The sequence below is a fragment of the Campylobacter sp. BCW_6465 genome (assembly GCF_001762815.1).
Taxonomy (GTDB): domain Bacteria; phylum Campylobacterota; class Campylobacteria; order Campylobacterales; family Campylobacteraceae; genus Campylobacter_D; species Campylobacter_D jejuni.
The window spans coordinates 21,911-43,373 of sequence record NZ_MJXN01000052.1 but is presented as its reverse complement, the minus strand read 5'-3'; the positions used below and the strand labels follow the sequence as shown (position 1 = coordinate 43,373).

Annotated in this window: 20 protein-coding genes and 1 pseudogene; 14 read left to right on the top strand and 7 right to left on the bottom strand. The window is 30.1% G+C overall.

What is annotated here, in order from left to right; translation table 11 throughout:
- Both AJ886_RS03620 and AJ886_RS10995 read right to left on the bottom strand, forming a co-directional pair.
- On the bottom strand, window positions 1–258 hold a 258-nt coding region (locus AJ886_RS03620; protein ID WP_070287042.1), incomplete at its 3' end, for a hypothetical protein.
- A gap of 59 nt (window positions 259–317) precedes the next feature.
- A pseudogene (locus AJ886_RS10995) lies at window positions 318–788 on the bottom strand (S24 family peptidase).
- A gap of 255 nt (window positions 789–1,043) precedes the next feature.
- Here AJ886_RS10995 and AJ886_RS03610 point away from each other — a divergent pair.
- Entirely contained in the window at window positions 1,044–1,637 is a 594-nt protein-coding gene (locus AJ886_RS03610; protein ID WP_070287138.1) for a hypothetical protein, read from the top strand.
- A gap of 623 nt (window positions 1,638–2,260) precedes the next feature.
- Here AJ886_RS03610 and AJ886_RS03605 read toward each other — a convergent pair.
- A complete protein-coding gene (locus AJ886_RS03605) occupies window positions 2,261–3,652 on the bottom strand; it encodes a DUF2972 domain-containing protein (protein WP_070287137.1) in 1,392 nt (463 codons plus the stop codon).
- A 145-nt stretch (window positions 3,653–3,797) separates the two neighbouring features.
- On the opposite strand from AJ886_RS03605, the gene ispG reads away from it, so the two are divergent.
- Window positions 3,798–4,871: a flavodoxin-dependent (E)-4-hydroxy-3-methylbut-2-enyl-diphosphate synthase gene (ispG, locus tag AJ886_RS03600; protein WP_070287136.1), complete on the top strand. Its 1,074-nt coding sequence runs from the start codon at window positions 3,798–3,800 to the stop codon at window positions 4,869–4,871.
- Between the two features lie 29 nt (window positions 4,872–4,900).
- On the opposite strand, the gene flgH is transcribed toward ispG, so the two are convergent.
- Window positions 4,901–5,599, bottom strand: coding sequence for a flagellar basal body L-ring protein FlgH (flgH, locus tag AJ886_RS03595; RefSeq protein WP_070286437.1), 699 nt, complete (start codon window positions 5,597–5,599; stop codon window positions 4,901–4,903).
- A 91-nt stretch (window positions 5,600–5,690) separates the two neighbouring features.
- Here flgH and pta point away from each other — a divergent pair, with 91 nt between their 5' ends.
- From pta to AJ886_RS03580, 3 genes are all read left to right on the top strand, one after another.
- The gene (gene pta, locus AJ886_RS03590; protein WP_083267223.1) at window positions 5,691–7,196 is read left to right on the top strand and encodes a phosphate acetyltransferase; all 1,506 of its coding nucleotides are present in this window, start codon (window positions 5,691–5,693) and stop codon (window positions 7,194–7,196) included.
- A gap of 13 nt (window positions 7,197–7,209) precedes the next feature.
- Window positions 7,210–8,397 carry an acetate kinase gene (locus tag AJ886_RS03585; protein ID WP_070286435.1) on the top strand — a complete coding sequence of 396 codons (1,188 nt, stop codon included), beginning with the start codon at window positions 7,210–7,212 and terminating at the stop codon, window positions 8,395–8,397.
- Between the two features lie 70 nt (window positions 8,398–8,467).
- Complete coding sequence (locus AJ886_RS03580) at window positions 8,468–8,959, top strand: hypothetical protein (RefSeq protein ID WP_070233204.1); 492 nt, start codon at window positions 8,468–8,470, stop codon at window positions 8,957–8,959.
- Here the strand turns inward: AJ886_RS03580 and AJ886_RS03575 are convergent.
- Both AJ886_RS03575 and rsmH read right to left on the bottom strand, forming a co-directional pair.
- Entirely contained in the window at window positions 8,947–9,885 is a 939-nt protein-coding gene (locus AJ886_RS03575) for a hypothetical protein (protein ID WP_070287135.1), read from the bottom strand. The genes AJ886_RS03580 and AJ886_RS03575 overlap by 13 nt on opposite strands.
- Window positions 9,885–10,823, bottom strand: a complete 939-nt coding sequence (gene rsmH / locus AJ886_RS03570) for a 16S rRNA (cytosine(1402)-N(4))-methyltransferase RsmH (protein WP_079860796.1) — start codon at window positions 10,821–10,823, stop codon at window positions 9,885–9,887. The genes AJ886_RS03575 and rsmH overlap by 1 nt, the downstream gene beginning before the upstream one ends.
- Before the next feature lie 158 nt (window positions 10,824–10,981).
- Here rsmH and AJ886_RS03565 point away from each other — a divergent pair, with 158 nt between their 5' ends.
- The 5 genes from AJ886_RS03565 to flgG all read left to right on the top strand — a co-directional run bounded on the left by AJ886_RS03565 (window position 10,982) and on the right by flgG (window position 16,775).
- Window positions 10,982–12,472 (top strand): peptidylprolyl isomerase, encoded by a 1,491-nt coding sequence (locus AJ886_RS03565; protein ID WP_070274964.1) that lies wholly within the window; start codon window positions 10,982–10,984, stop codon window positions 12,470–12,472.
- On the top strand, window positions 12,469–13,857 hold the full coding sequence (ftsA, locus tag AJ886_RS03560; protein WP_079860504.1) for a cell division protein FtsA: 1,389 nt from the start codon (window positions 12,469–12,471) through the stop codon (window positions 13,855–13,857). Before AJ886_RS03565 ends, ftsA begins: the two co-directional genes overlap by 4 nt.
- Before the next feature lie 15 nt (window positions 13,858–13,872).
- Window positions 13,873–14,985 (top strand): cell division protein FtsZ, encoded by a 1,113-nt coding sequence (gene ftsZ / locus AJ886_RS03555; RefSeq protein ID WP_002921956.1) that lies wholly within the window; start codon window positions 13,873–13,875, stop codon window positions 14,983–14,985.
- Window positions 14,986–15,140: 155 nt separating this feature from the next.
- Complete coding sequence (locus AJ886_RS03550) at window positions 15,141–15,953, top strand: flagellar hook-basal body protein (protein WP_002854829.1); 813 nt, start codon at window positions 15,141–15,143, stop codon at window positions 15,951–15,953.
- A gap of 30 nt (window positions 15,954–15,983) precedes the next feature.
- The gene (gene flgG / locus AJ886_RS03545; RefSeq protein WP_002852142.1) at window positions 15,984–16,775 is read left to right on the top strand and encodes a flagellar basal-body rod protein FlgG; all 792 of its coding nucleotides are present in this window, start codon (window positions 15,984–15,986) and stop codon (window positions 16,773–16,775) included.
- Window positions 16,776–16,840: 65 nt separating this feature from the next.
- On the opposite strand, the gene glnA is transcribed toward flgG, so the two are convergent.
- Window positions 16,841–18,271: a type I glutamate--ammonia ligase gene (gene glnA, locus AJ886_RS03540; protein ID WP_070233216.1), complete on the bottom strand. Its 1,431-nt coding sequence runs from the start codon at window positions 18,269–18,271 to the stop codon at window positions 16,841–16,843.
- Window positions 18,272–18,473: 202 nt separating this feature from the next.
- Between glnA and AJ886_RS03535 the strand changes: the two genes are divergently transcribed.
- From AJ886_RS03535 to AJ886_RS03520, 4 genes are read left to right on the top strand one after another with little or no spacing between them, the layout of a single operon-like run.
- Window positions 18,474–19,169, top strand: a complete 696-nt coding sequence (locus tag AJ886_RS03535) for a chemotaxis protein (RefSeq protein ID WP_044794184.1) — start codon at window positions 18,474–18,476, stop codon at window positions 19,167–19,169.
- Entirely contained in the window at window positions 19,166–20,419 is a 1,254-nt protein-coding gene (locus AJ886_RS03530; protein ID WP_044780520.1) for a peptidase U32 family protein, read from the top strand. The genes AJ886_RS03535 and AJ886_RS03530 overlap by 4 nt, the downstream gene beginning before the upstream one ends.
- A complete protein-coding gene (purE, locus tag AJ886_RS03525) occupies window positions 20,420–20,914 on the top strand; it encodes a 5-(carboxyamino)imidazole ribonucleotide mutase (protein WP_070274961.1) in 495 nt (164 codons plus the stop codon). It begins immediately after the preceding gene.
- A gap of 9 nt (window positions 20,915–20,923) precedes the next feature.
- Window positions 20,924–21,460, top strand: a complete 537-nt coding sequence (locus AJ886_RS03520; protein ID WP_070287134.1) for a DUF3972 domain-containing protein — start codon at window positions 20,924–20,926, stop codon at window positions 21,458–21,460.
- The last annotated feature ends 3 nt before the right edge of the window (window positions 21,461–21,463 follow it).

Genomic DNA, 21,463 nt, shown 5'->3' with positions numbered 1-21,463 from the left:
AGCTTCTTTGCTAAAATCTTTATTGCTTTCTTCTAGATACTCTTTATCTAAAATAGCACCGTATTTTAATAAAAGTAAAATCGCTCCAAAATTATTATGAGTTATTGCATAAAACATAGGTTCTTCGCCCATGCATTCTTTAGTTGCACTCATACCATTTTTAAGATATTCTAAAACAAGTTCATTGTTATGGTTGCAAATTGCGTTTATAAATCTTTTGTTAACACCTTGTCTTATGTCTGCTGATACTCTATCCATCTTTATATCCTTTTGTATTGATGAGACAAGATTAGCTTGGCTTAGCTTATTGTGTACTGTTACATCTTAGAAAGTTCTCCAATTACCACACCAATTAGCAAAAAATCTCCATTTTTATAAAATATATCTTCATATAAAGGATTTAAAGAGTGTAAAATCACTCCATCATCTTGTTTTAAAACTTGTTTTATAAAAAGTCCATCTCTAGTATTAATCACACAAATGCTTTTATTCTTAAAAGTTTTATTTCTATCTATTACACAAATCTTCCATCTTTTATAAGTGGCTCCATGCTTTCTCCATAGCAGGTGATAAACTCACATTCTTTACTACCAATTGATCTTTGGGAGAGCTTCCGTAAAAGAAATAATTTATACTTATATTTCTTTCTTGTAAAAAATTGAGTATTTGTGGATAAGGAATGGGGTTTCTAAACTTCATTCTTTAGCTATATTTTTTGTTTTTAAATATCTTTTACCTTCACTAGCAAGTATGTCTTTTAATTTTTCGATTACTTCTTGCATTTGCATTTTAAATCCTTTAATTTTAATTTCAAAGAATTTAAACATAAAATTACAAAAAGTAATTAAAATATTTTATTTTGAAAAGTTGATTTTTTAAGTTAAAATTATAAGTTTATAAATAAAAATATACTTAATTTTGCATTAGAAATCAAAGTGAAAAAATAAGACTTTGATTTTACAAAGCAACTTTAAAAATTTGACTAAATAAAAAATTTAATATATAATTCTAATGAAATTTAATTACATATTAAAGGGATTTTAATGAAAATATTAAAAAATAAATACTTTATTATATTTCTATATATAATTGGGTTTTTGATAGCAGTGTATTTATGTTTTGTATTTATTAGTGATTTAGAAAGCAGAATTAAAGCTATTATATCTATTGTTTCTGCTTATGTGGTTTCAGGCTCATTGGTGCTAAATGCTTATTCTATTTTTGAAAAAACAAGAGCAGATAAATTTAATTTAACAATGCAGTTATTATCCAAATGGGATGAAAAACATTTTATAGAGGCAAGAGATTATACAAGAGAGCAACAAAATATAAAATACGAAAAAGGAGATGAAGAAATATTAAAAAAAATTAAAGATAAAAACAATCCAGAATTAGAAAGATCAATTATAATGATGATGAATTATTTTGAAATACTTCAAACTTTTTTTGAAAACAATAAGATAGATGAAAATATTATAATGGAACATTTTGCATATATGATAAAAAACATCATAGGGAGATATGATTGTTATTTAAATAGCGATGATTTCAAAAAAAATAATCCCTTGGGACTCAAAAAACTTATGGCATTGAAAAATAGATGCGATATCTATATACAAAAACATAATTCATATTAATTAAAAAATAATATAGTTATATTTACAAGTCTAAAACTAAATATATATAAAAGTTAATATATTTCTCTTTTAAAAAACATTATAATTGGCAAAAGTTATCATCAAAGTTAAAAAATAAAATCAAAAATAAAAATAATTTTTAAATAAATTAAAGTAATCTTAGTCTATTATAAGCTTACAAAAACCAACTAAATGTTTAGGTTTTATATGTAACTATCCTCCAAACCTTAAAGCTATAGATAGTTACATACTATTTTTATATAAAAAGTGGTTAAAGTATGATTATATAGTGTTTTATAGGGATAGTTACATGGTTAAAAAACATAAGAATACTTTAAGTAAAAATGCAACTATCTTATAGGGTTAAAAACATTTTTGGGATATAAAATTAAAATCAAAACTCGTGTTTATCTGCCTTTTAAACAGCATTTAATCACTTTTTTTGGGACAAAACGGATATTTTGGGATATTTGGGATTTTTTACACTTTAAATTAGGAAAGATAAAAAGTTATTTTTATGAGCTTTAAAATCCTATTATTTGGTGGTTTTGCTAAAATTATTTAGGGATAGTTACATGTTCTTTTTAAAATACCCCTTACATCTTTTCCCTGAATATTGTCATCTAACTCTTGACGCATTTTTCAAATTCTTTATAGTATGTCCAAGAGTTAATTATATTGGGAAATTTTTGCTTTAAATGATTTAGATCATTTTCAAAAATATTAAAAAAAGTGTGAATAAGTGATTTATTTTTTATAAAATAATCTATCACATCTTTTTCTTTCATCATTTTTGATTCTGTTTCATCTATAGTTATTTTAATTTGATATAAAAAATCATACAAATAATGTTTAATTGTTGAAAATAAAAGATTGTTTTGTTCCAGTTGTTTAAAATCATTTTTATCAATATATATACCCATATCATTACATAGGTCGTTTTTTATAATTTCTTGTATTATGTCTATTTTTTCATGATTGATATGTTTTCTGTCTAAAATTATGGGAATGCTAGAAGTTTTATCAATATTGAAATTTTTATTATTTTTAGGAGTATTAAGATAAAAGGTGTTATTAATATCTTTAGAATTTGCATAGAGTGTAATAGGAAAAAGATAGCGAATATAACCTCTAAATTCTTTAATTTTAAATAAATCTAATTTATCTTTATGGGGGGGGGTAAAATTAAAATTTATAGCAAGTAAATTCATAGTATCGAAGGCCTTTGATTGGCGGATTTCTTCCATATCAAGATAGTATACATTGTCTTTGTTAAAATATTTTAATAAATAAGAGATGATAAAAACTCCTTGTTGTAGTTCGTTTATATCGATTTTAATTTTATGATTTTGATGAGTAAGATAGTCGATATAATAACGCCAATCATAAGTTAGATTAAATTCAGAGGGATAGTTTCTTAAAACTTTACTCCAATCTCTTCCCAAGTTATGCTTTAAAATTCCTATTGGATCGCGAACTCCGCAAATAATTTTAGAGTTAAAATCCAATAAAGATAGATATTTATCAAAATAAGGTAGATTGATTTCTGATATATTAATAGCATATTGAGTAATCGTATTGTCATTTAGACACATGTAATTAAGACAATATCTTTCTTTGGCATCAGGTGGTAAAACCCAGGAGGCAAAACAAGTTACATCGCAACATTGATTAAGGTATCTTAAAAATGCTGCTGCTCCAACGCCATATGGAGAAATATAGATAAATTTATAGTGTTTAGGTAGGGGTAAATTTAAATCCCAGGCTAATTCTGCACAATGTCGACTAGCATCTATTTCTATAAAATTAGGATTGATTAAAGGTGGATAAGGATGTTTTATTGATAAATATCTATTCTTAAATTCGCTAGAATTGAGCCAAGTGCAAATTATTTCAATATTTTCCAAAACAAAGGTAAAAAATTTTTCATTATTCGAATTTTTTAAAGCTTGTAAAAGAATTTGAGCTAGGGTTGGAGTTAGGTTATTGTTTATATAGAGTAAAAGATTTTGCATATAACCTCTTTTAATTGTATTTAATTTATATATAATTCATAAATATTTAAATGTCATGAAATTTAAATATATTATCAAAAATAAACTTTAATTAAAGCAATAAAAAGTTAAAATTTGATATTAAAATTTTTCAAAGAGTGAAGTTATGGAGTATAAAAGATTTAAAACCAGACAAATCAAAGTAGGAGATGTTTTAATAGGCGGTGATGCACCTATTTCAGTTCAATCTATGCTTTTTACTAAAACAAGAGATATAGAAGGTTCTTTGGAGCAAATCAATCGTCTTTATTTTGCAGGAGCAAATATAGTGCGTTTGGCGTGCTTGGATATGGCTGATGCAAGGGCTTTAAAAGAGATTAAAGCTAAAAGTCCTTTGTCTTTAATCGTAGATATTCATTTTAATCATAATTTGGCTGTATATTGTGCTGAATTTATTGATGGAGTGCGTATAAATCCTGGCAATATAGGTTCTAAAGAAAATATCAAAGAAGTGGTAAAAGCATGTAAAGAACGGGGTATCCCTATACGTATCGGTGTAAACCACGGCTCCATAGAAAAACAATTTAGTGATAAATTTGGCTATGGTGTCGATGCTATGCTAGAAAGTGCGATGTATAATATCAAGCTTTTAGAGGATTTAGACTTTTTTGATATTAAAATTTCCATGAAGACTTCAGATACTCAAAAAACTATAGAAGCTTATGAGAGATTAAGACCGCTTTGTGATTATCCTTTTCACTTAGGGGTAACTGAAGCAGGAACTAAATTTCATAGCACTGTAAAAAGTTCTATAGCTTTAGGAAATTTACTTCTTAAAGGTATAGGCGATACTATGCGTGTTTCTATGACGGGTGAGCTTGAAGAGGAAATTCGTGTAGCAAGAGCGATTTTGCAAGATAGTGGAGTGCAAAAAAGCGGAGTAAATATCATCTCATGTCCAACTTGCGGTAGGATTCAAAGTGATTTGTTAAGCGCGATTAAAATCGTAGAAGAAAAAACCAAGCATATAAAAGAACCTTTAAATATCAGTGTTATGGGTTGTGTAGTAAATGCTTTAGGTGAAGCTAAGGGCGCTGATGTGGCTATAGCCTTTGGGAAAAATCAAGGACTTGTTATAAGACATGGTGAAGTTGTAGCTAAATTAAAAGAAAGTGAACTTGTAGATAGATTTTTAGCTGAAGTTGAAGATGAGGTTAAAAGTAGGGCTGTAAAAGAATAAAAGCCAAGAAGCAAGGTTTAACCTTGCTTTTAGAATGGCCATATCGCTTCTATAACTTTGCTACCCCAAGGTTTTCTTGTGCTTCTATCCACTTCACCTTCTGTTTTATAAAGAATTTTAGCATCTGCTATATATTTACTATCTATAGTATTGTCTTGACCGATGTCATAAGGACGAATAACACCGCTTAATTGTATGATTTGTTTCTCTCCGTTGATTAAAAGCTCTCTTGAGCCTTCGATAAAATAATTACCATTCGATAAAATTTTAATTACACGCGTTGAAATTGTAGTATTGAAACTTTCATTTCTGCTTTGTGAGCCTGTTCCTGTGTACTTGTTTGAACTATTGGTTTGAAAGCCTATATTAGAATAAGCATTGACTTTATTAAGAGCATTAGCTACCACTCCTGAACTTCCTGTTAAAGCACCTCCGCCTAAATTTGAGGTATTAGTTCTACTTGTTGCTTTATTGGCTTGTGTGCTTTGAGTGGTACTTTCTTGTATAACAACTGTAACTAAATCATTTACATTCATAGCTTTTTTATCTGAAAATAAAGGATTATCCCCTTTGCCAAAAAGCGATCCTGGTGCACTTTCTACATTATTGCTTTGTTTTGGTGCAAGTTCTTCTACATAAGCAGGTGGTTTCATTGAAATTTGTGGATCAACCGTTGCAGAACAACCAAAAAACGCAAACGGTAACATATAAAATAAAACTTTTTTCATTTTCGTCCTTTAAAATATAAATTTTTTATTTTTATTTTGTTAAAATTAGAAAAAGCAAAGAGTGTTCCACATTTATAAATTTAAGGAGAAAATGATGGCAAATCTTTATTTGATGAGATCTAGAAGTGATGAATTAAATACTATTATTAGTACAAATTTGCTTAAAAATTATAGCAAAATTTACAAAAATATCGCAATTTATTGTCCTGTGATATACATACATCGCGTCCCTGTTTTGCAAGGTTGGTTGGAAGAATTTAATATTAACCAAACCGTAAAAAGTGCTTATGGTTTTACCTTTAGAGAAGCAATGGAGGAATTTAGCAAAGATCCTCATAATTTTTTTAATGTTATTTTAGAAGAATACGAAGAGTTAAAACGCAAATACGATTTTGTGCTTGTAAATAGCTTTTGCGAATTTGGAATACTTGATGGATTTGATCTTAGTATAAAATTGGCTAAAAATCTTAATACCCCTATCGCTGCTATTATTAATGATGAAGATAAACTTATAGCTCAAAAATATTTCGATCATACCCTAGATGGTCGTAATTATGTTTTGATTAATGAAAAATTTAATTTTGAAGAAGTGCAAAAGCTTGAAGAGTATGATTTTATAACTCCGCATCGTTTTAAATATGAATTGATTAAACAAAGCGTAAAAAATAAAAAAACTGTTGTTTTGCCAGAAAGTAATGATGAGAGAATTTTAAAAGCTGCTGAAATTTTATTAAAAAGTAAAGTTGTTGATCTTATTTTATTGGGTGATGAGGAAAAAATCAAACAAGATGCTGCTAGATTAAGTCTTGATTTAAGTACTATACAAATTATGAATCCGCTCAATTCAGAATATAATCAAGAATTTACTTCCATTCTTTATGAGGCAAGAAAATCTAAAGGAATGAGTTTAGAAGAGGCTAAGATGCTAGTTCAGGATAAAACTTATTTTGGAACTTTGCTTATACATACTGGAAAAGCTGATGCTATGGTTAGTGGAGCATCAACTACTACGGCTGAAACAATTCGCCCTGCATTGCAGCTTATTAAAACCAAAGAAGGTATTAGTTCTGTTTCGGGAATTTTCTTTATGGGGCTTGAAGATCAAGTTTTAGCTTTTGCGGATTGTGCTGTAAATCCAAGTCCAACTGCTGAACAGCTTGCAACTAGTGCTTATGTAAGTGCTATGACTGCTAAATCTTTTGGACTTGAACCAAGAATAGCTTTGCTTTCTTATTCTAGTGGTGATAGCGGTAAAGGGGAAAGTGTAGATCTTGTAAAAGAAGCATTAAAAATTGCTAAAGAAAAATACCCTGAGTTAAATATAGATGGTCCTATGCAGTTTGATTGTGCTTATGATCTAAAGACTGCGGCAAAGAAAATGCCAAATTCTAAGATAGCAGGCCATGCAAATGTGTATATTTTTCCTGATCTTAATGCAGCAAATATTTGTTACAAAGCAGTTCAAAGAACCGCTAATGCTTTAGCAATCGGTCCTATTTTACAAGGTCTTAAAAAACCTGTTAATGATTTAAGTCGTGGATGTTTGGTGGATGATATTGTAGATACTGTTATTTTAAGTGCTATACAAGCTCAATAGAAAGGAATAATAAATGAAAATTTTAGTTTTAAATTCAGGTTCTTCATCGATTAAATTTAAATTTTTTGATAATAAAGTCGTTAAAGCGAGTGGCTTAGTAGAGAAAATCGGAGAGCAAAATTCAAAAGTTATATTAAAAAATGTTTTAAATAATGAAAGTTTTGAAAGAGAATTAACAATAAATAATCACGAAGAAGGACTTAGTATAGTTAATGAGCTTTTTAAAGAATCAGGAATTTTAGCGGATTTAAATGCTCTTGATGGCTGTGGTCATCGTATAGTTCACGGGGGAAGAAATTTAAGTGAGCATTGTTTAGTAGATGACTATGTTCTTAAAGAGATAGATAGGGTTAGTATTTTTGCTCCTTTGCATAATCCTGCCCATTTAGCAGGCATAAAAACAATGATTAAAGCTGCACCTAGTGTTGCAAATGTGGCTATTTTTGATACAGCTTTTCATCGTACTATGCCTGATTTTGCTTATATGTATGCTTTGCCTTATGATTTTTATGATAAGCATAATATTAGAAGATATGGTTTTCATGGGACTTCCCATGCTTATGTTAGTTCTAGAGCGGCAAAATTTCTTCAAAAAGATCAAGATGAATTAAATGTTATCTCTGCTCATCTTGGAAATGGTGCAAGTGTATGTGCTATAGAAAAAGGTAAAAGTGTGGATACTTCTATGGGATTTACTCCGCTTGAAGGACTTATTATGGGAACGCGTTGCGGGGATATAGATCCTGCTATTTTACCTTTTATAAGCCATATTAAAAGTTTAACTATAGAAGAAATAGATACACTGATGAATAAAAAAAGCGGAGTATATGGAATTTGCGGTTATAATGATTTTAGAGATATAGAACGAGAGATAGAACAAGGTAATGATAAAGCACGTTTGGCTCTTGATATGTTTTGCTATCGTCTTGTAAAATATATAGGATCCTACTTTGCTGTGTTGCCAAAAACCGATGCTATTATTTTTACAGGTGGTATAGGAGAAAATGATAGTTTGGTTCGACAAAAAGTATGTGAGAGATTAGCTCATCTTGGTATCGAGTTAAATTTTGAACTTAACAAACAAAGGATTTCGGGCGAAAGAATGATAAATCATGCCAATTCTAAAGTTAAAGTGCTTGTTATTCCTACAGATGAAGAATTAGAAATCGCTAGAATCACAGAAGAATTAATAAGCAATTGAAAGAGGTTTATATTTAGTAAAAATTAATTTTCTTTAGATAAAATTTTAATTAAAAAATAAAGCGTGGATTATGAAAAAATTTAAAGAATTTAGCCTTCGTTTTTTATTTAAAGTATCAGAACAACCTGTTTTAGTGAAGGATTTATTAGAGGCAAATGCACTTTTTAATGACGGTATGCTTGTAGATCCTTCTAAGCTAAATTTTAATTTCAAAATTCTAAATTCTTATATTTATTTTGGTGTTTTTTGTGCTGTGGTTTTGTTGCCATTGCTTTTAATTACTCATTATTTTTTAACAAAACTTGACTTTCATATAAGCATAGTGAGTGCTGTTATGGTTACTGCTTGTGTATTTATAGGATATGATATTTTTAAAGTTTATACTCGCAAAATAATCTCAAAAAAAATAATACAAAAAGCCTGGGCTTTGCATTTCCCTTATTTTGCTTATGAAAAATACTCTATAATGGCAGGTGAAATTTATAGGGAAGCCTTAAAAGAAGAAATTCCAAAAGCAAATTTAGAGCAGTATGTTTTAGATAAGATTATTCATTCTAAATAATCTAAAATTTGATTTTGGAATCGCATATTTTCAAGTCTTCTTTTTAAATCTTTATTTTCTTCGTTTAAAACGCTTTCTTCTGTTCTTAATGTAGCAATTTCTCTACTAAGATAATAAATTTGATTTCTAATATAAATTTGTGGAGCAAATAAAAATAACGCAAAACTAACAAGTAAAGCCGCAAAAAGAAGATGATTGAAATTTAGGTTTTTATCTTCTTTGGTGGCATTAGAGAAGCCTTCTAATAAAACATTTTTTGCCTTTTGAGCATCTTCATCATTTTGTTGTTTTTCTTGGGCTTGATTGGATGGTTTTGGAAGTTCTTGTTTATTTTCTTGTGGTGTTATCTTTTTTTGTAAATTTTCCAAACTTTGTTTAATATCGGGTTGTTTTTTAATATCAGGTCGTTTTTCTATAGTTTGGGAATTTTGTATTTTAGGCTCAGTTTTTTGAATTTTTTCTATAGATTTTATAGATTCTTTTTTTTCTTTTTTATCTTGGATAGGGTTTTGATCATTTTTTGTTTGAATTTTTGGTTTGGTTTGAATATTTTTTATCTCGTTTATTTTTTTTCTTCCAAACGAAAAAATCTTTTTAGTTTTTTTATTTTCTTCTTTTTTTCTTTCTTTCATTTTGGAAAAAATTTTTTTAGCAAGAGATTGCTTTTCTTCTAATTTAACATTGATCAGATCTTCTTTTAAATATATATTTGATTTTTTGGTATGTTTTGACTCATACTCTTCATCGAGTTCTTCTAAGAATTTATTAGGAGTCTTTTTTTTAAAACGACGTCTTAAAATATCATCGCTAGAAATTTCATTTCTTAAGTCATCATCAAGCGGTTTGCCTTGATTTATAGCACGAGAAAATTTCAGCATTTTTTGGCGTATGTTTTGGCGTTCTTTTATAAAATCATCTTCTAGCATTATTTATTGTCCAAATTATTAAAATAAAAAGCCCGCATTTTAGCACAACTAGAGCGAGAATTTTTTAAAAGTTCTTCCTTGCTTGCGCTTATAGCTTTTTTGGTTATTATTTGCCCTAGGCTATGGTTATTTCCACATTCGCAACGCATTATTTTTTCATCACAAATGCAGTTTTTTGACCATTTTTTGAAAAAATTTTTTACTATTCTATCTTCCAAAGAATGAAAACTAATGATTGCTAAAATGCAATTTTTTGGTTTTAAATTTTCTAAATGCCCAAGAAAATCTTTAAGCACTTTAAGTTCTTGATTTACTTCTATTCTAATGGCTTGAAATGCTAAAGTGGCTTTGGAAATTTTTCTATGATTTTGTTTGCCTTTTCCTATGATTTGATAAAGTTCCTTGGCGCTTTTGATTGGATTTTTACTTCTTTCTAGGCAAATTTTTTCAGCAATAAAATGTGCATCGTGCAATTCTCCATAATCTTTAAAAATAGAAGTTAATTGCTCTTTTGTATAAGTATTAATAATCTCATAAGCCGATATTTTGGAGTTTTGATTCATTCTCATATCTAAAAAGTCAGAATTTACACTAAAACCTCTTTCGTTATTATCAAGTTGAAATGAAGAAACTCCAATGTCTGCTAAAATACCTCTTAATTCTTCTTTATGTGAAATTTTTTCTAAAACTTCACTAAAATTACTTTGTATAAAAGTTATCCTATTGTGAAAATCTTTAAGACGTTTTTTAGAAAATTCTAAAGCTTGTTGATCTTGATCGCAAGCAATGATTTCAAGATCAGGATGATTTTTAAGCAAAGCTTCACTGTGTCCGCCAAATCCTAAAGTGCAGTCTAAAAAATAACCTGTTTTAAGATTTTTAAAAATCTCTTGAACTTCATTAAGTAAAACTGGGATATGAGGAATTTCCAAAATCAATCCTAATAAATTTTTATAAACTATAATTATAACTAAATTTCATTGTAAAAATCATAAAATTTAAAGAACAAATATTTTTTGGTAAAAATTTTATAATTAAACTCCACTTAAACACTTCTACGATACAATATCTAGTTTAAATTTAATCAAGGAATGATATGCTTACTTGGATGCAACATCACAAAAAATATCTTGTTGTTACTATATGGGTTAGTACTATAGCTTTTGTTGGTGCCGGCTTTTTAGGTTGGGGTGCTTATGATTTTAATCTCAATAGAAGTTCGAGTGTTGCAACTGTAGGAAATGAAAAGATAGGTTTTAGCGAATTTGATACTAGATATAGACAGATTTTAAGTTATTATAATCAAATTAGCAATGGTGCTTTAACTCCAGAAAATGCTGAGCAACTAGGCATTAAAAATATAGCCTTAAGCTCTCTTGTTGAAGATAAGCTTTTGTTAAATTTTGCTAAAGATTTGGGTATTGGTATAAACGAGAATGAAATTTTACAAAAACTTGCAAATACTAGAGAATTTCAAGATTCTACAGGGGATTTTAACAAAACAATTTATTATGAACTTTTAAATGCCAATAATTTAACTCCAAAAGATTATGAAACACAACTTGCAAATGAAGTAATTACCGATAAACTTAATCAAATTTTTAATATTCCTAGCAAAGATGAGGAATTAAAAATGTTAGCTTCTAGTTATTTTATGCAAGATGCTTTAAGTATTGCAAAAATTGATTATGACAAAAAAAATATTAAGATTAATGAAGAGGATTTAAAAAAGCTTTGGAATGAACATAAAGAAGATTATAAAACTAAAAAAATATATGAAATTTCAACTTATTTTTTGCCAGTTAGCAATGAGAAAATTGACGACAAAGAATTAGAAAAATTTTACAATCAAGATGAAAATAAACTAAAATATAAAGATTTTGCAGGTAAAGTGATGGATTTTCAGTCTGCTAAAAATGAAGTTGCTAAAGATTACGCCTTAATGCAACTAAAGAATGTGGCTAATGCTAAATTTTTAGATTTAAAAAATGGGAAAGATAATTTTCAAAAAGATCAAAATATTAGTGAATCTGATGTTTATTATCCAATTGATCTTTTGAATAAAGCTAAAAATGGAGATGTTTTACGACCAGCACCTTATAATAACGGATATATCATAGTTAAACTAAATAAAGTAGATCCTATAAGAAATAAAACTTTTGAAGAAGCTAGAGAAGAAGTTTTACCTATGTATTTAAGCGAACAAGCTAGAAAAAATTTAGAAGAAAAAGCCAAAAATAGTTTAGTAAATTTTAAAGGCGATGATATAGGCTTTTTAAGTCGAGATAGTTCTCGCGAGAGTGTAAAGCTTAGTGATAAGATATTAAATGATTCTGAATTTGCTTATTTTTTAATGAATGTATTTAATGCTGATCAAAATAGTTCTTATGTGGTCATTAACGACAATAAAGCAATATTATATAAAATAAATAAACAAAAATTAGATATGAACTCCGATAAATTTAAACAATACAAAACTATGCTTGAGCAAAATTTGCAAAATTTAAAAGCAAATGAGCTTAAGCAAGAACTTATTGATGAACTTAAAAAGATATATCCAATAAAAATTTATTATAAAGGGAATTGATTTTGAATATATTAGGAATTGACTTAGGCTCAACCCAGACTTGTGCCATTATTGCTCAAAAAGATGAAGATGGATTAAAAATTATTGGTTTTTCCAAGTCAAAAACCAACGGGGTTAAAAAAGGTGCCATTACCAATATAGAGCTTGCTTCTAAATCTATTGAAGAAGCTGTTAGAAGTGCTGAGATGATGAGCGGAGTTCATTATGATAAGGTTGTGGTGTCTATATCAGGTGCTTATACTAAAAGCGTTGATAGTGTAGGTGTTGTTAATATTCCAAATCATGAAATAGGCATTAAAGAAATCCATCGTGCTGTAAGTACAGCTAAGCATACTGCCAATCTACCAAGTGGTTATGAAATTATCCATGTTTTGCCTTATAATTTTAAGGTTAATGATCTTGAACATGTTGATGATCCTTTGGGAATGAGTGGCAATCGTTTAGAAGTTTCAACCCATATAGTGATTTCACAAGAATCTCATATTAAAAATCTTAAGAAAGCGGTTGAATTAGCTGATTTAAGAGTGGATAATATAGTTCTTTCAGGATATGCTTCAGCTATAGCTTGTTTAGATGATAGCGAAAAGGAATTAGGCGCTGTTTTGATTGATACGGGTGGAGCGATTTGTGATATGGTTGTTCATACTGGAAATTCAATTAGATACAATGATTGTTTGCAAATTGGCTCGATTAATATCACCCAAGATTTATCAATGGCATTGCATACACCTTTAAAAGAAGCAGAAAAAATCAAGCTTAATTATGCAGCTCTTTCGCAACAGCCTAACACCCTTATACAAATTCCTTCAATGGGCGATGAAAGAAAGGTTAATGAAGTTTCTTTGGATATTATTTCAAACGTAATTTATGCAAGAGCGGAAGAAACTTTGATGATTTTGGCAAAAATCTTAAGTGATAATCGTTATGCCAATGCTATAGGTGGTGGAGTTGTTTTAACAGGTGGAATGACTAAGTTAGCAGGTATTGATGAGCTAGCTCCTGCAACATTTGATAATCGCTCAGTTAGACTGGCTACTGCAAGAAAAGATTTGATTACTGGTTTTAGTGAAATTTTTAATGATCCTGAAAATACTTGTGCTATAGGACTTTGTTTATATGGAGCAGGGTATTTTACGCCTTATGAACTTGATTCTAATGAAAAATTAAGATATAAAGGGGAAATTGAAAATTTTAATCGTCAAATTAAACAAGATATTGTTTTGCAAAAAGATGCAGAAAGTGAAATAAAATCTGATTTTTTTGATGAAAATTTGCAAGAAAATGATACAATTGCAATACAAGAACAATTAGATTTTAAAGAGCCAAAAGAAAAAAAACCTAGCGTTTTTTCAAATATCTGGCATAAAATTATGAATCAATTTTAACAAGGAGAAATTTTTATGAGTGAATTTTTAGTAGAAGAAATGCAACATAATAAAGGTGCAAAAATTAAGGTTATAGGCTGCGGTGGCGGTGGCGGTAATATGATCAACCATATGGTTAAAATGGGATTAAATGATCTTGATTTAATTGCAGCAAATACTGATGCACAAGCTATTTCAATTTCATTAGCAAAAACTAAAATTCAACTTGGCGAGAAAAAAACTAAAGGTTTAGGCGCTGGTATGCTTCCTGAAGTAGGCGCAGAAAGTGCTAGAGAAAGTTTTGAAGAAATAAAAGCAAGTCTTAGTCAAAGTGATATTGTATTTATTGCTTCAGGTTTTGGTGGAGGTACTGGAACGGGTGCCACTCCAGTTATTGCACAAGCAGCTAAAGAGATTGGAGCTTTAACTGTTTCTGTTGTAACTATGCCTTTTGCATTCGAAGGAAAACAAAGAAAAAAACTTGCTGAAAGCGGTCTCCTTGAGCTTAAAAAAGAAAGTGATTCTATTCTTGTAATTCAAAATGAAAAATTATTGAGCATTATTGATAAAAAAGCAGGCATTAAAGATGCTTTTAGATTGGTTGATGATATTTTAGCTCGTGCTGTAAAAGGTATGGTGTCTATCTTGCTTGATAATGGAGATATTAATGTTGACTTTGCGGATGTAAGAACCATCATGAGTCATCGCGGACTCGCGCTTATGGGTGTTGGTAGTGCTAGTGGTGAAAATGCTATAGAAGAGGCCCTTTCAAACGCTATAGAATCTCCTTTGCTTGATGGAATGGATATTAAGGGTGCCAAGGGAGTTATTTTACATTTTAAAACAAGTTCTAATTGCTCTTTGTTTGAAATTTCGGCAGCAGCAAATAGTATACAAGAAATTGTTGATGAAAATGCTAAGATTATTTTTGGTTCTACCACAGATGATAGCATGGAAGATAGAGTTGAAGTAACTATTATTGCGACAGGATTTGAAGATAAAGATACAGTAGCTAAAAAATCTACCGAAGAAGCTCAAGCTTCTAGGAAAAATCCTTATTTAAGTCTTAAAAAGGTAAGCGGTGGTTACGATGAAGAGATAATGGCGCAAATTGAAACACCAACTTTCTTGCGTCGTCAAATGGATTAAAATTGATTTTTAAAGCAAGATTGAGTCAAATCTTGCTTTTTGTAGTTTAAATTTCTCTCCTAATAATCTTTCAAATATTTATTTTTCTTTGTTTTTAAAAGTTGGAACACTCTTTGCTTTTATAGCTATAAAATCTTAATTTTATAGGTGAAAATATGCAAAATGGATATTATCAAGCAACTGGTGGAATGGTAACTCAGTTTAATAAACTTGATGTGATTACTAATAATCTTGCCAATATTAATACAAGTGGATACAAAAGAGATGATGTGGTTATTGCAGATTTTAAAAGGATTTTTAAAGAAACTCAGGATGAGTTGCCTATAGAAAATCACACAAGAGATGCATCTCGTTTTGTAAATACTACAATAGATGGAATCCCGCAAGTTTCTCAAGAATATACGGATTTTAGCCTAGGTTCTTTAAAGGCCACAAACAATCCTTTGGATTTGGCAATGACTAGAGAAGATGCTTTTTATTTGGTTCAAACCAAAGATGGAGAAGTAAGATTAACTAAAGATGGAAATTTTCAACTTGATGATGAGGGTTATTTGGTAAATAAGCAAGGATACAAGGTATTAAGTAGTGATTATTTTAATAATCCTCAGAATGCTGGCATACGCATTCCTAATGGTGCTGTTCAAATTAGCGTTGATAAAAACGGAAGCATTGAGGTTGATGGAGCTCAAAATGCAAGATTATTTGTAGCACAAGTAGATGATATAAGAGCTTTGCAAAAAGATGGGGATAATGTCTATAAAATAGATGATCTAACCCGCATTAGAGATTTGGAAAACTCCAATGCTATTCGCCAAGGTTTTTCTCAGGGATCAAATGTTAATCCAGTTACTGAAATGGTAGGACTGATTGAAGCAAACAGAATGGTAGAAATGTATCAAAAAGTTATGACAGCTCATATGGATGACTTAAATCAAGAAGCTATCAATAAGCTTGCAGCTGTTAAATAATTTAAAATAAAATAAAAAAAAGGATTAAAAATGATGAGATCACTTCATACTGCTGCTACGGGAATGGTAGCGCAGCAAACACAAATTGATGTTACTTCAAATAACATCGCCAATGTTAATACAGCAGGTTTTAAGAAAAGTCGCGCAGAATTTGCTGATCTTATGTATCAAGTTATGAAGTATGCAGGAACTTCAACTTCAGCTACTACTCTTTCTCCTTCGGGTATAGAAGTGGGTGTGGGTGTGCGTCCAACAGCAGTAACTAAAGTTTTTACTGAAGGAAATTTAAAATCAACAAGTACTGATGGTCTTGATATGGCTATTGCAGGTAATGGGTTTTTTCAAATACAACTTCCTGATGGCACTATAGGATATACTAGAAATGGGCAATTTACAAAAGATAATGAAGGCAATATTGTAAATTCAGATGGTTATAGACTTTTACCTGAAATGACAATACCTGAAGGCGCAACAGCAATTAATGTTGCTACAGATGGAACCGTTTCTGTAATGCTACCAGGGGAGCAACAAGAAACTCAAATTGGCCAAGTGGAGCTAGTTCAGTTTATAAATCCAGCGGGTCTTCATTCTATGGGTGATAATCTTTATCTTGAAACAGGAGCAAGTGGTGCACCTGTTGCGGGTATAGCAGGACAAGATGGACTTGGAACAATAAGACATGGATTTATAGAACTTAGTAATGTTCAGCTTGTTGAAGAAATGACAGATCTTATCACAGGACAAAGGGCTTATGAAGCGGGTTCTAAGGCAATTACAACAAGTGATGATATGCTAGGAATTGTAAATCAACTTAAGCGATAGTTGATATAAAATAAATATTTTTAATTCTTTTTTAGTTTAATGGCGTGTTAAACGCCATTAAATTTTTAGCAAGAGTAGCAAGTTTTAAATTCATAAGCAGTTGGACGAGCTTCTACTGGCCAAACTTGTGTTTCAAATTTTAAATGCTGATAGTCATCGATAAAAATATCGCTCATTACAGGTTTTAAATAAGAATTATGTCGGATTAAAGCTTCTAAACTTCCTCTTAGAGTATGTGGTAATTGCTCTATCCCTTTTTCACGTATTTCATCCAAAGTAAGATCAAATAAATTTTCATCCATAGGACCTACAGGAATGGTTTTATTTTTGATTCCATCAAGCCCTGCCATTAAAAGACTAGCAAAAGCTAAATAAGGATTAGCAGTACTATCAGGGAAGCGAATTTCTATACGAGCTGAATTTTTACCTATGCCATAAGGAACGCGACAACTTGCTGATCTGTTTTGACAAGAATAAGTTAAAATACAAGGAGCTTCAAAGCCAGGAACTATTCTTTTGTAAGAGTTGGAACTTGGATTTGTAAAAGCTGCGACACTTCTAGCATTTTTTAAAATTCCACCTATATAATTTATAGCAGTTTGACTAAGTCCACTGTATCCATCTTTATCGTAAAATAAATTTACCCCATCTTTCCATAAGCTCATATGAACATGCATACCATTGCCATTATCTCCGTATAAAGGTTTTGGCATAAAAGTGGCAGTTTTGCCATTTAAATGAGCTACCATTTTTACAACATATTTATAAATTTGAACATTGTCAGCTGCTTCTACAAGCGTGCCAAAATTTACTCCTATTTCAGCTTGTCCTTGTGCAACTTCATGATGATGAACAAAAGTTTTAAGACCTACTTTTTCAAGGGTTTGAACCATTTCAGAACGAATATCTACTAAAGAATCAATTGGCTGAACTGGAAAATATCCACCTTTGTTTCTTGGCCTGTGTCCAGTATTGTAGCTATCGGTAAATTCTCTATCATCATTCCACTCTCCTTCTTCGGTATCAACTTCATACTTAGAACAATGAGTAGTATCAACTATTTTTACACTATCAAAAACAAAGAATTCATTTTCTGGTCCAAAGTAAGCAGTATCAGCTATGCCACTATTTTTAAGGTGTTCCATTGCTTTTTTTGCTATGCTTCTTGGACATTTTTCATACATTTGTCCTTTGTAAATATCATACACATCACAAAATACTATGATAGTAGGATCAGCTGTAAAAGGATCTAAAAAAGCACTTTGAGCATCAGGTTTTAAAATCATATCTGATTTTTCTATAGGTTGCCATCCATGGATTGAGCTTCCATCAAATGGAATGCCAGTTTGAAATGTTTCTTCATTGATTGCATGAAGATTATAGGTAATATGATGCCAAGTTCCTATCATATCTGTAAAACGAAAATCAACAAAAAGCACTTCATTTTGTTTGCAAAATTTGAAAAAATCATCTATATTATTAACAAATTTTCCCATATTTTTACTCCTTTATGTAATTAAATTTATAAAATTATATCTTAAAATTTTTAATTAAGATTTAATTAATATATTTTTTTTAATAAATTTAAAAATTTAATTTAAAAAGATTAAAAAATAAAAATTTATATTTTTGTTTTAGATAAAATTGATTATAATTTTAAGCAATTATTGAAAATCTAGATTTAAAAAAGGGAAAAAAATGACTCAAGAAGAGCTTGATGCTTTGATGAATGGTGATGTTGATCTTGATTCAGAGACAGAAGCAGAGGTAAAAACCGAAGAATCGAATACCGAAGAAGATGCTTTGATGTTAGAAGATGTCAAAATAGCTGATTACAAACCTAATCCTAGTGTAGTATGGCCACCACCCCCACCAAATCAGGAACATAAAGTTGTACATCAGTTAGATGATGTTACAAAAGATAGCGAGCTTAAAGCAACGGAAATGATGGATAAGCTTGAAAGTATTAATAATTTTTTTGCGGATTCTGAAAGTTTACTCAAAGAAATAAATAAAGCAATAGAAAAAAATATTGATATTTTTTCCAAACTTAATGAAAAATTTCCTAATGTAGAAAGTTTCAGTGAAGCTTTAGAATTAAACAATCAAGCTAAAAAAAGTTCTAGGGAGATTGTCGGAAATCTTCAAAGCGGACAAGATGAAGTGATGATGGCAATGGATGCAATGCAGTATCAAGATATACATCGTCAAAAAATCGAACGTGTTATTAATGTAATGCGTGCTTTAAGCCGTTATATGAGTTCTTTATTTGAAGGTAAAATTGATGATAAAAAACGTGTAAGTTCTGCAGTGCATATTGAAGGTGATAGCACTACTGATGTTGTAAGTAATGATGATATAGAAGCTTTAATTGCAAGTTTAGGGCAAAAATGATCATTCCTGAAATAGTAGCTCCTGCAGGAAATTTCACAAAATTAAAAATTGCTTTAGCTTATGGTGCAGATGCGGTTTATGCGGGTGTGAATAATTTTTCTTTAAGATCACGTACTGCAAGAGAATTTAATTATGAAAGTTTTGAAGAAGCTATTAAATATACCCATGAGCGTGGTAAAAAAATTTATGTCACTTTAAATGGTTTTCATCTAAGCTCTCAAATTGAAGGCTTAAAAAGACATATATTAAAATTACGTGAGATGAAACCCGATGCTTTTATTGTAGCTTCTGTTGGAACTATGCGTCTTGTTAAAGAGCTTGCACCTGAAATTTCTTTACATGTTTCTACTCAGGCGAATATTTTAAATTATTTAGATGCTCAAGTTTATAAGGATATGGGCGCTAAAAGGGTTGTAATTGCGAGAGAATTAGGGCTTAAAGATGCTAAAGCTTTAAAAGAAAATTGCGATATTGAACTTGAAGCCTTTGTGCATGGTTCTATGTGTTTTGCTTATTCTGGGCGTTGTTTAATAAGCTCTGTGCAAAGTGGAAGAATGAGTAATCGTGGATCTTGTGCAAATGATTGCAGATTTAATTATGAGCTTTATGCTAAAAATCCAGAAAATGGTACTTTATTTCGTTTAGAAGAAGATGAAAATGGTACTCATGTTTTTAATTCCAAAGATTTAAATCTTTGTTCTTATATAGAAAAAATCATGCAAGAAAATTGTATCAGTGCTTTTAAGATAGAAGGACGCACCAAAAGCGAATATTATGTTGCGCTTACAACAAGAACTTATAAAATGGCTATACAGGATGTTTTAGAGGGTAAGTTTGAGTCAAACAAGTATGAAAAAGAGATTGCTACGCTTAAGAATCGTGGTTTTACAGATGGCTATCTTGTTTCGCGTCCTTTAGAAAAAACCGACACACAAAATCATAATACAAGCATAGAAGAAGGCTCTCATCAAGTGCATGCTATAAGCGAAGATGGAAGCTTTTTTAAATGCAAAGGAAAAATCGTTTTAAACACGCCTTATGAAATTTTAGCTCCTTTAGGCGATGTGATTCAAACTTGTGACAATGAACTAGGTAAAATTTATCAAAAAGAGGATAAATATTTTATAGAGTTTAAAAAACTCATTGCTAAAAACAATAAAGAATTTAGTGAAATTCATAGCGGTAATGAACATGAAATTCAATTACCAAGTAAAATCAGTGCATTAAGTTTTTTAAGAAAGGAAATATAGATGAATTTTGTTTCTATTTTAATGGGAAGCAAGAGTGATTATGAGACTATGAAAGAGGCTGCTAAAACTTTAGAAAGTTTTGGGGTAAAGTATGAACTTATTATCTCATCAGCTCATCGTAGCCCAAAAAGAACAAAAGAGTATATTACAAATGCTGAAGAAAAAGGTGCGAAAGTTTTTATAGCAGCAGCTGGAATGGCAGCGCATTTGGCTGGAGCTGTTGCAGCTTATACCACAAAACCTGTTTTAGGAGTGCCTATGCCAGGAAGTAATCTTGCAAGTATGGATTCTTTGTTTTCTACGGTGCAAATGCCTAGTGGAATTCCTGTAGGAACTTTAGCTATTGGTAAGGCTGGAGCAATCAATGCTGCTTATTTGGCTATGCAAATTTTAGCTATTTATGATGTTGATTTAGCACAAAAACTTAAAGAAGATCGTCTTGAAAAAGAAAAAAAACTTGTATCTGATTCAAAAGAAGTAGAAGTTTTATTATAAGGGATAAAAATGCAAACCTATCTTGAACTTGAAGAATTTTGTAAACTTGTGCATTTAAATGAAGATGTGGTTAAAGGTATGATGGCTAATGGGGCTTTAAATTTTAAAGAAGAAGAGGGTAAAATTTACATCGAAGCTCATCAAGGTACTTTTAGTGTGGTGCCTAGTGCTGTAAAATCTCAACCTGCAATGGTAAATTCAATGACTTTAGCAGGGGAAAGTTTTGTTGAAAAAACAATAGGAACTATTTTAAATTTACATGAAAAAGTTTTAGATGCTAAAGATGAAACACTTGAAGCATTAAAAAATGAGAATAAATTTTTAAAAGATGCTCTTTATTCTATGCAAGAACTTTATGATGAAGATAGAAAAACTATAGAAACCTTAAACAATGAGTTAAAACATGCGCGTGAAGAGATAGAATTTCTCAAACGTAAATATAAATTAATGTGGAGTAAAACTGCAGAAATTTTTGGAGCTAAGACAGAGCCTGATTTGGAAATGAATAAAAATTTAGAAAAACCTATTGAAAATATGGAACGATAAAGA

Excerpts from the sequence above, each read along its gene's own strand:
- AJ886_RS03610 (WP_070287138.1), top strand. The coding sequence starts at position 1,044 with ATGAAAATATTAAAAAATAAATACTTTATTATATTTCTATATATAATT.
- AJ886_RS03605 (WP_070287137.1), bottom strand. The coding sequence starts at position 3,652 with ATGCAAAATCTTTTACTCTATATAAACAATAACCTAACTCCAACCCTA.
- ispG (WP_070287136.1), top strand. The coding sequence starts at position 3,798 with ATGGAGTATAAAAGATTTAAAACCAGACAAATCAAAGTAGGAGATGTT.
- flgH (WP_070286437.1), bottom strand. The coding sequence starts at position 5,599 with ATGAAAAAAGTTTTATTTTATATGTTACCGTTTGCGTTTTTTGGTTGT.
- pta (WP_083267223.1), top strand. The coding sequence starts at position 5,691 with ATGATGGCAAATCTTTATTTGATGAGATCTAGAAGTGATGAATTAAAT.
- AJ886_RS03585 (WP_070286435.1), top strand. The coding sequence starts at position 7,210 with ATGAAAATTTTAGTTTTAAATTCAGGTTCTTCATCGATTAAATTTAAA.
- AJ886_RS03580 (WP_070233204.1), top strand. The coding sequence starts at position 8,468 with ATGAAAAAATTTAAAGAATTTAGCCTTCGTTTTTTATTTAAAGTATCA.
- AJ886_RS03575 (WP_070287135.1), bottom strand. The coding sequence starts at position 9,885 with ATGCTAGAAGATGATTTTATAAAAGAACGCCAAAACATACGCCAAAAA.
- AJ886_RS03565 (WP_070274964.1), top strand. The coding sequence starts at position 10,982 with ATGCTTACTTGGATGCAACATCACAAAAAATATCTTGTTGTTACTATA.
- ftsZ (WP_002921956.1), top strand. The coding sequence starts at position 13,873 with ATGAGTGAATTTTTAGTAGAAGAAATGCAACATAATAAAGGTGCAAAA.
- AJ886_RS03550 (WP_002854829.1), top strand. The coding sequence starts at position 15,141 with ATGCAAAATGGATATTATCAAGCAACTGGTGGAATGGTAACTCAGTTT.
- flgG (WP_002852142.1), top strand. The coding sequence starts at position 15,984 with ATGATGAGATCACTTCATACTGCTGCTACGGGAATGGTAGCGCAGCAA.
- glnA (WP_070233216.1), bottom strand. The coding sequence starts at position 18,271 with ATGGGAAAATTTGTTAATAATATAGATGATTTTTTCAAATTTTGCAAA.
- AJ886_RS03535 (WP_044794184.1), top strand. The coding sequence starts at position 18,474 with ATGACTCAAGAAGAGCTTGATGCTTTGATGAATGGTGATGTTGATCTT.
- AJ886_RS03530 (WP_044780520.1), top strand. The coding sequence starts at position 19,166 with ATGATCATTCCTGAAATAGTAGCTCCTGCAGGAAATTTCACAAAATTA.
- purE (WP_070274961.1), top strand. The coding sequence starts at position 20,420 with ATGAATTTTGTTTCTATTTTAATGGGAAGCAAGAGTGATTATGAGACT.
- AJ886_RS03520 (WP_070287134.1), top strand. The coding sequence starts at position 20,924 with ATGCAAACCTATCTTGAACTTGAAGAATTTTGTAAACTTGTGCATTTA.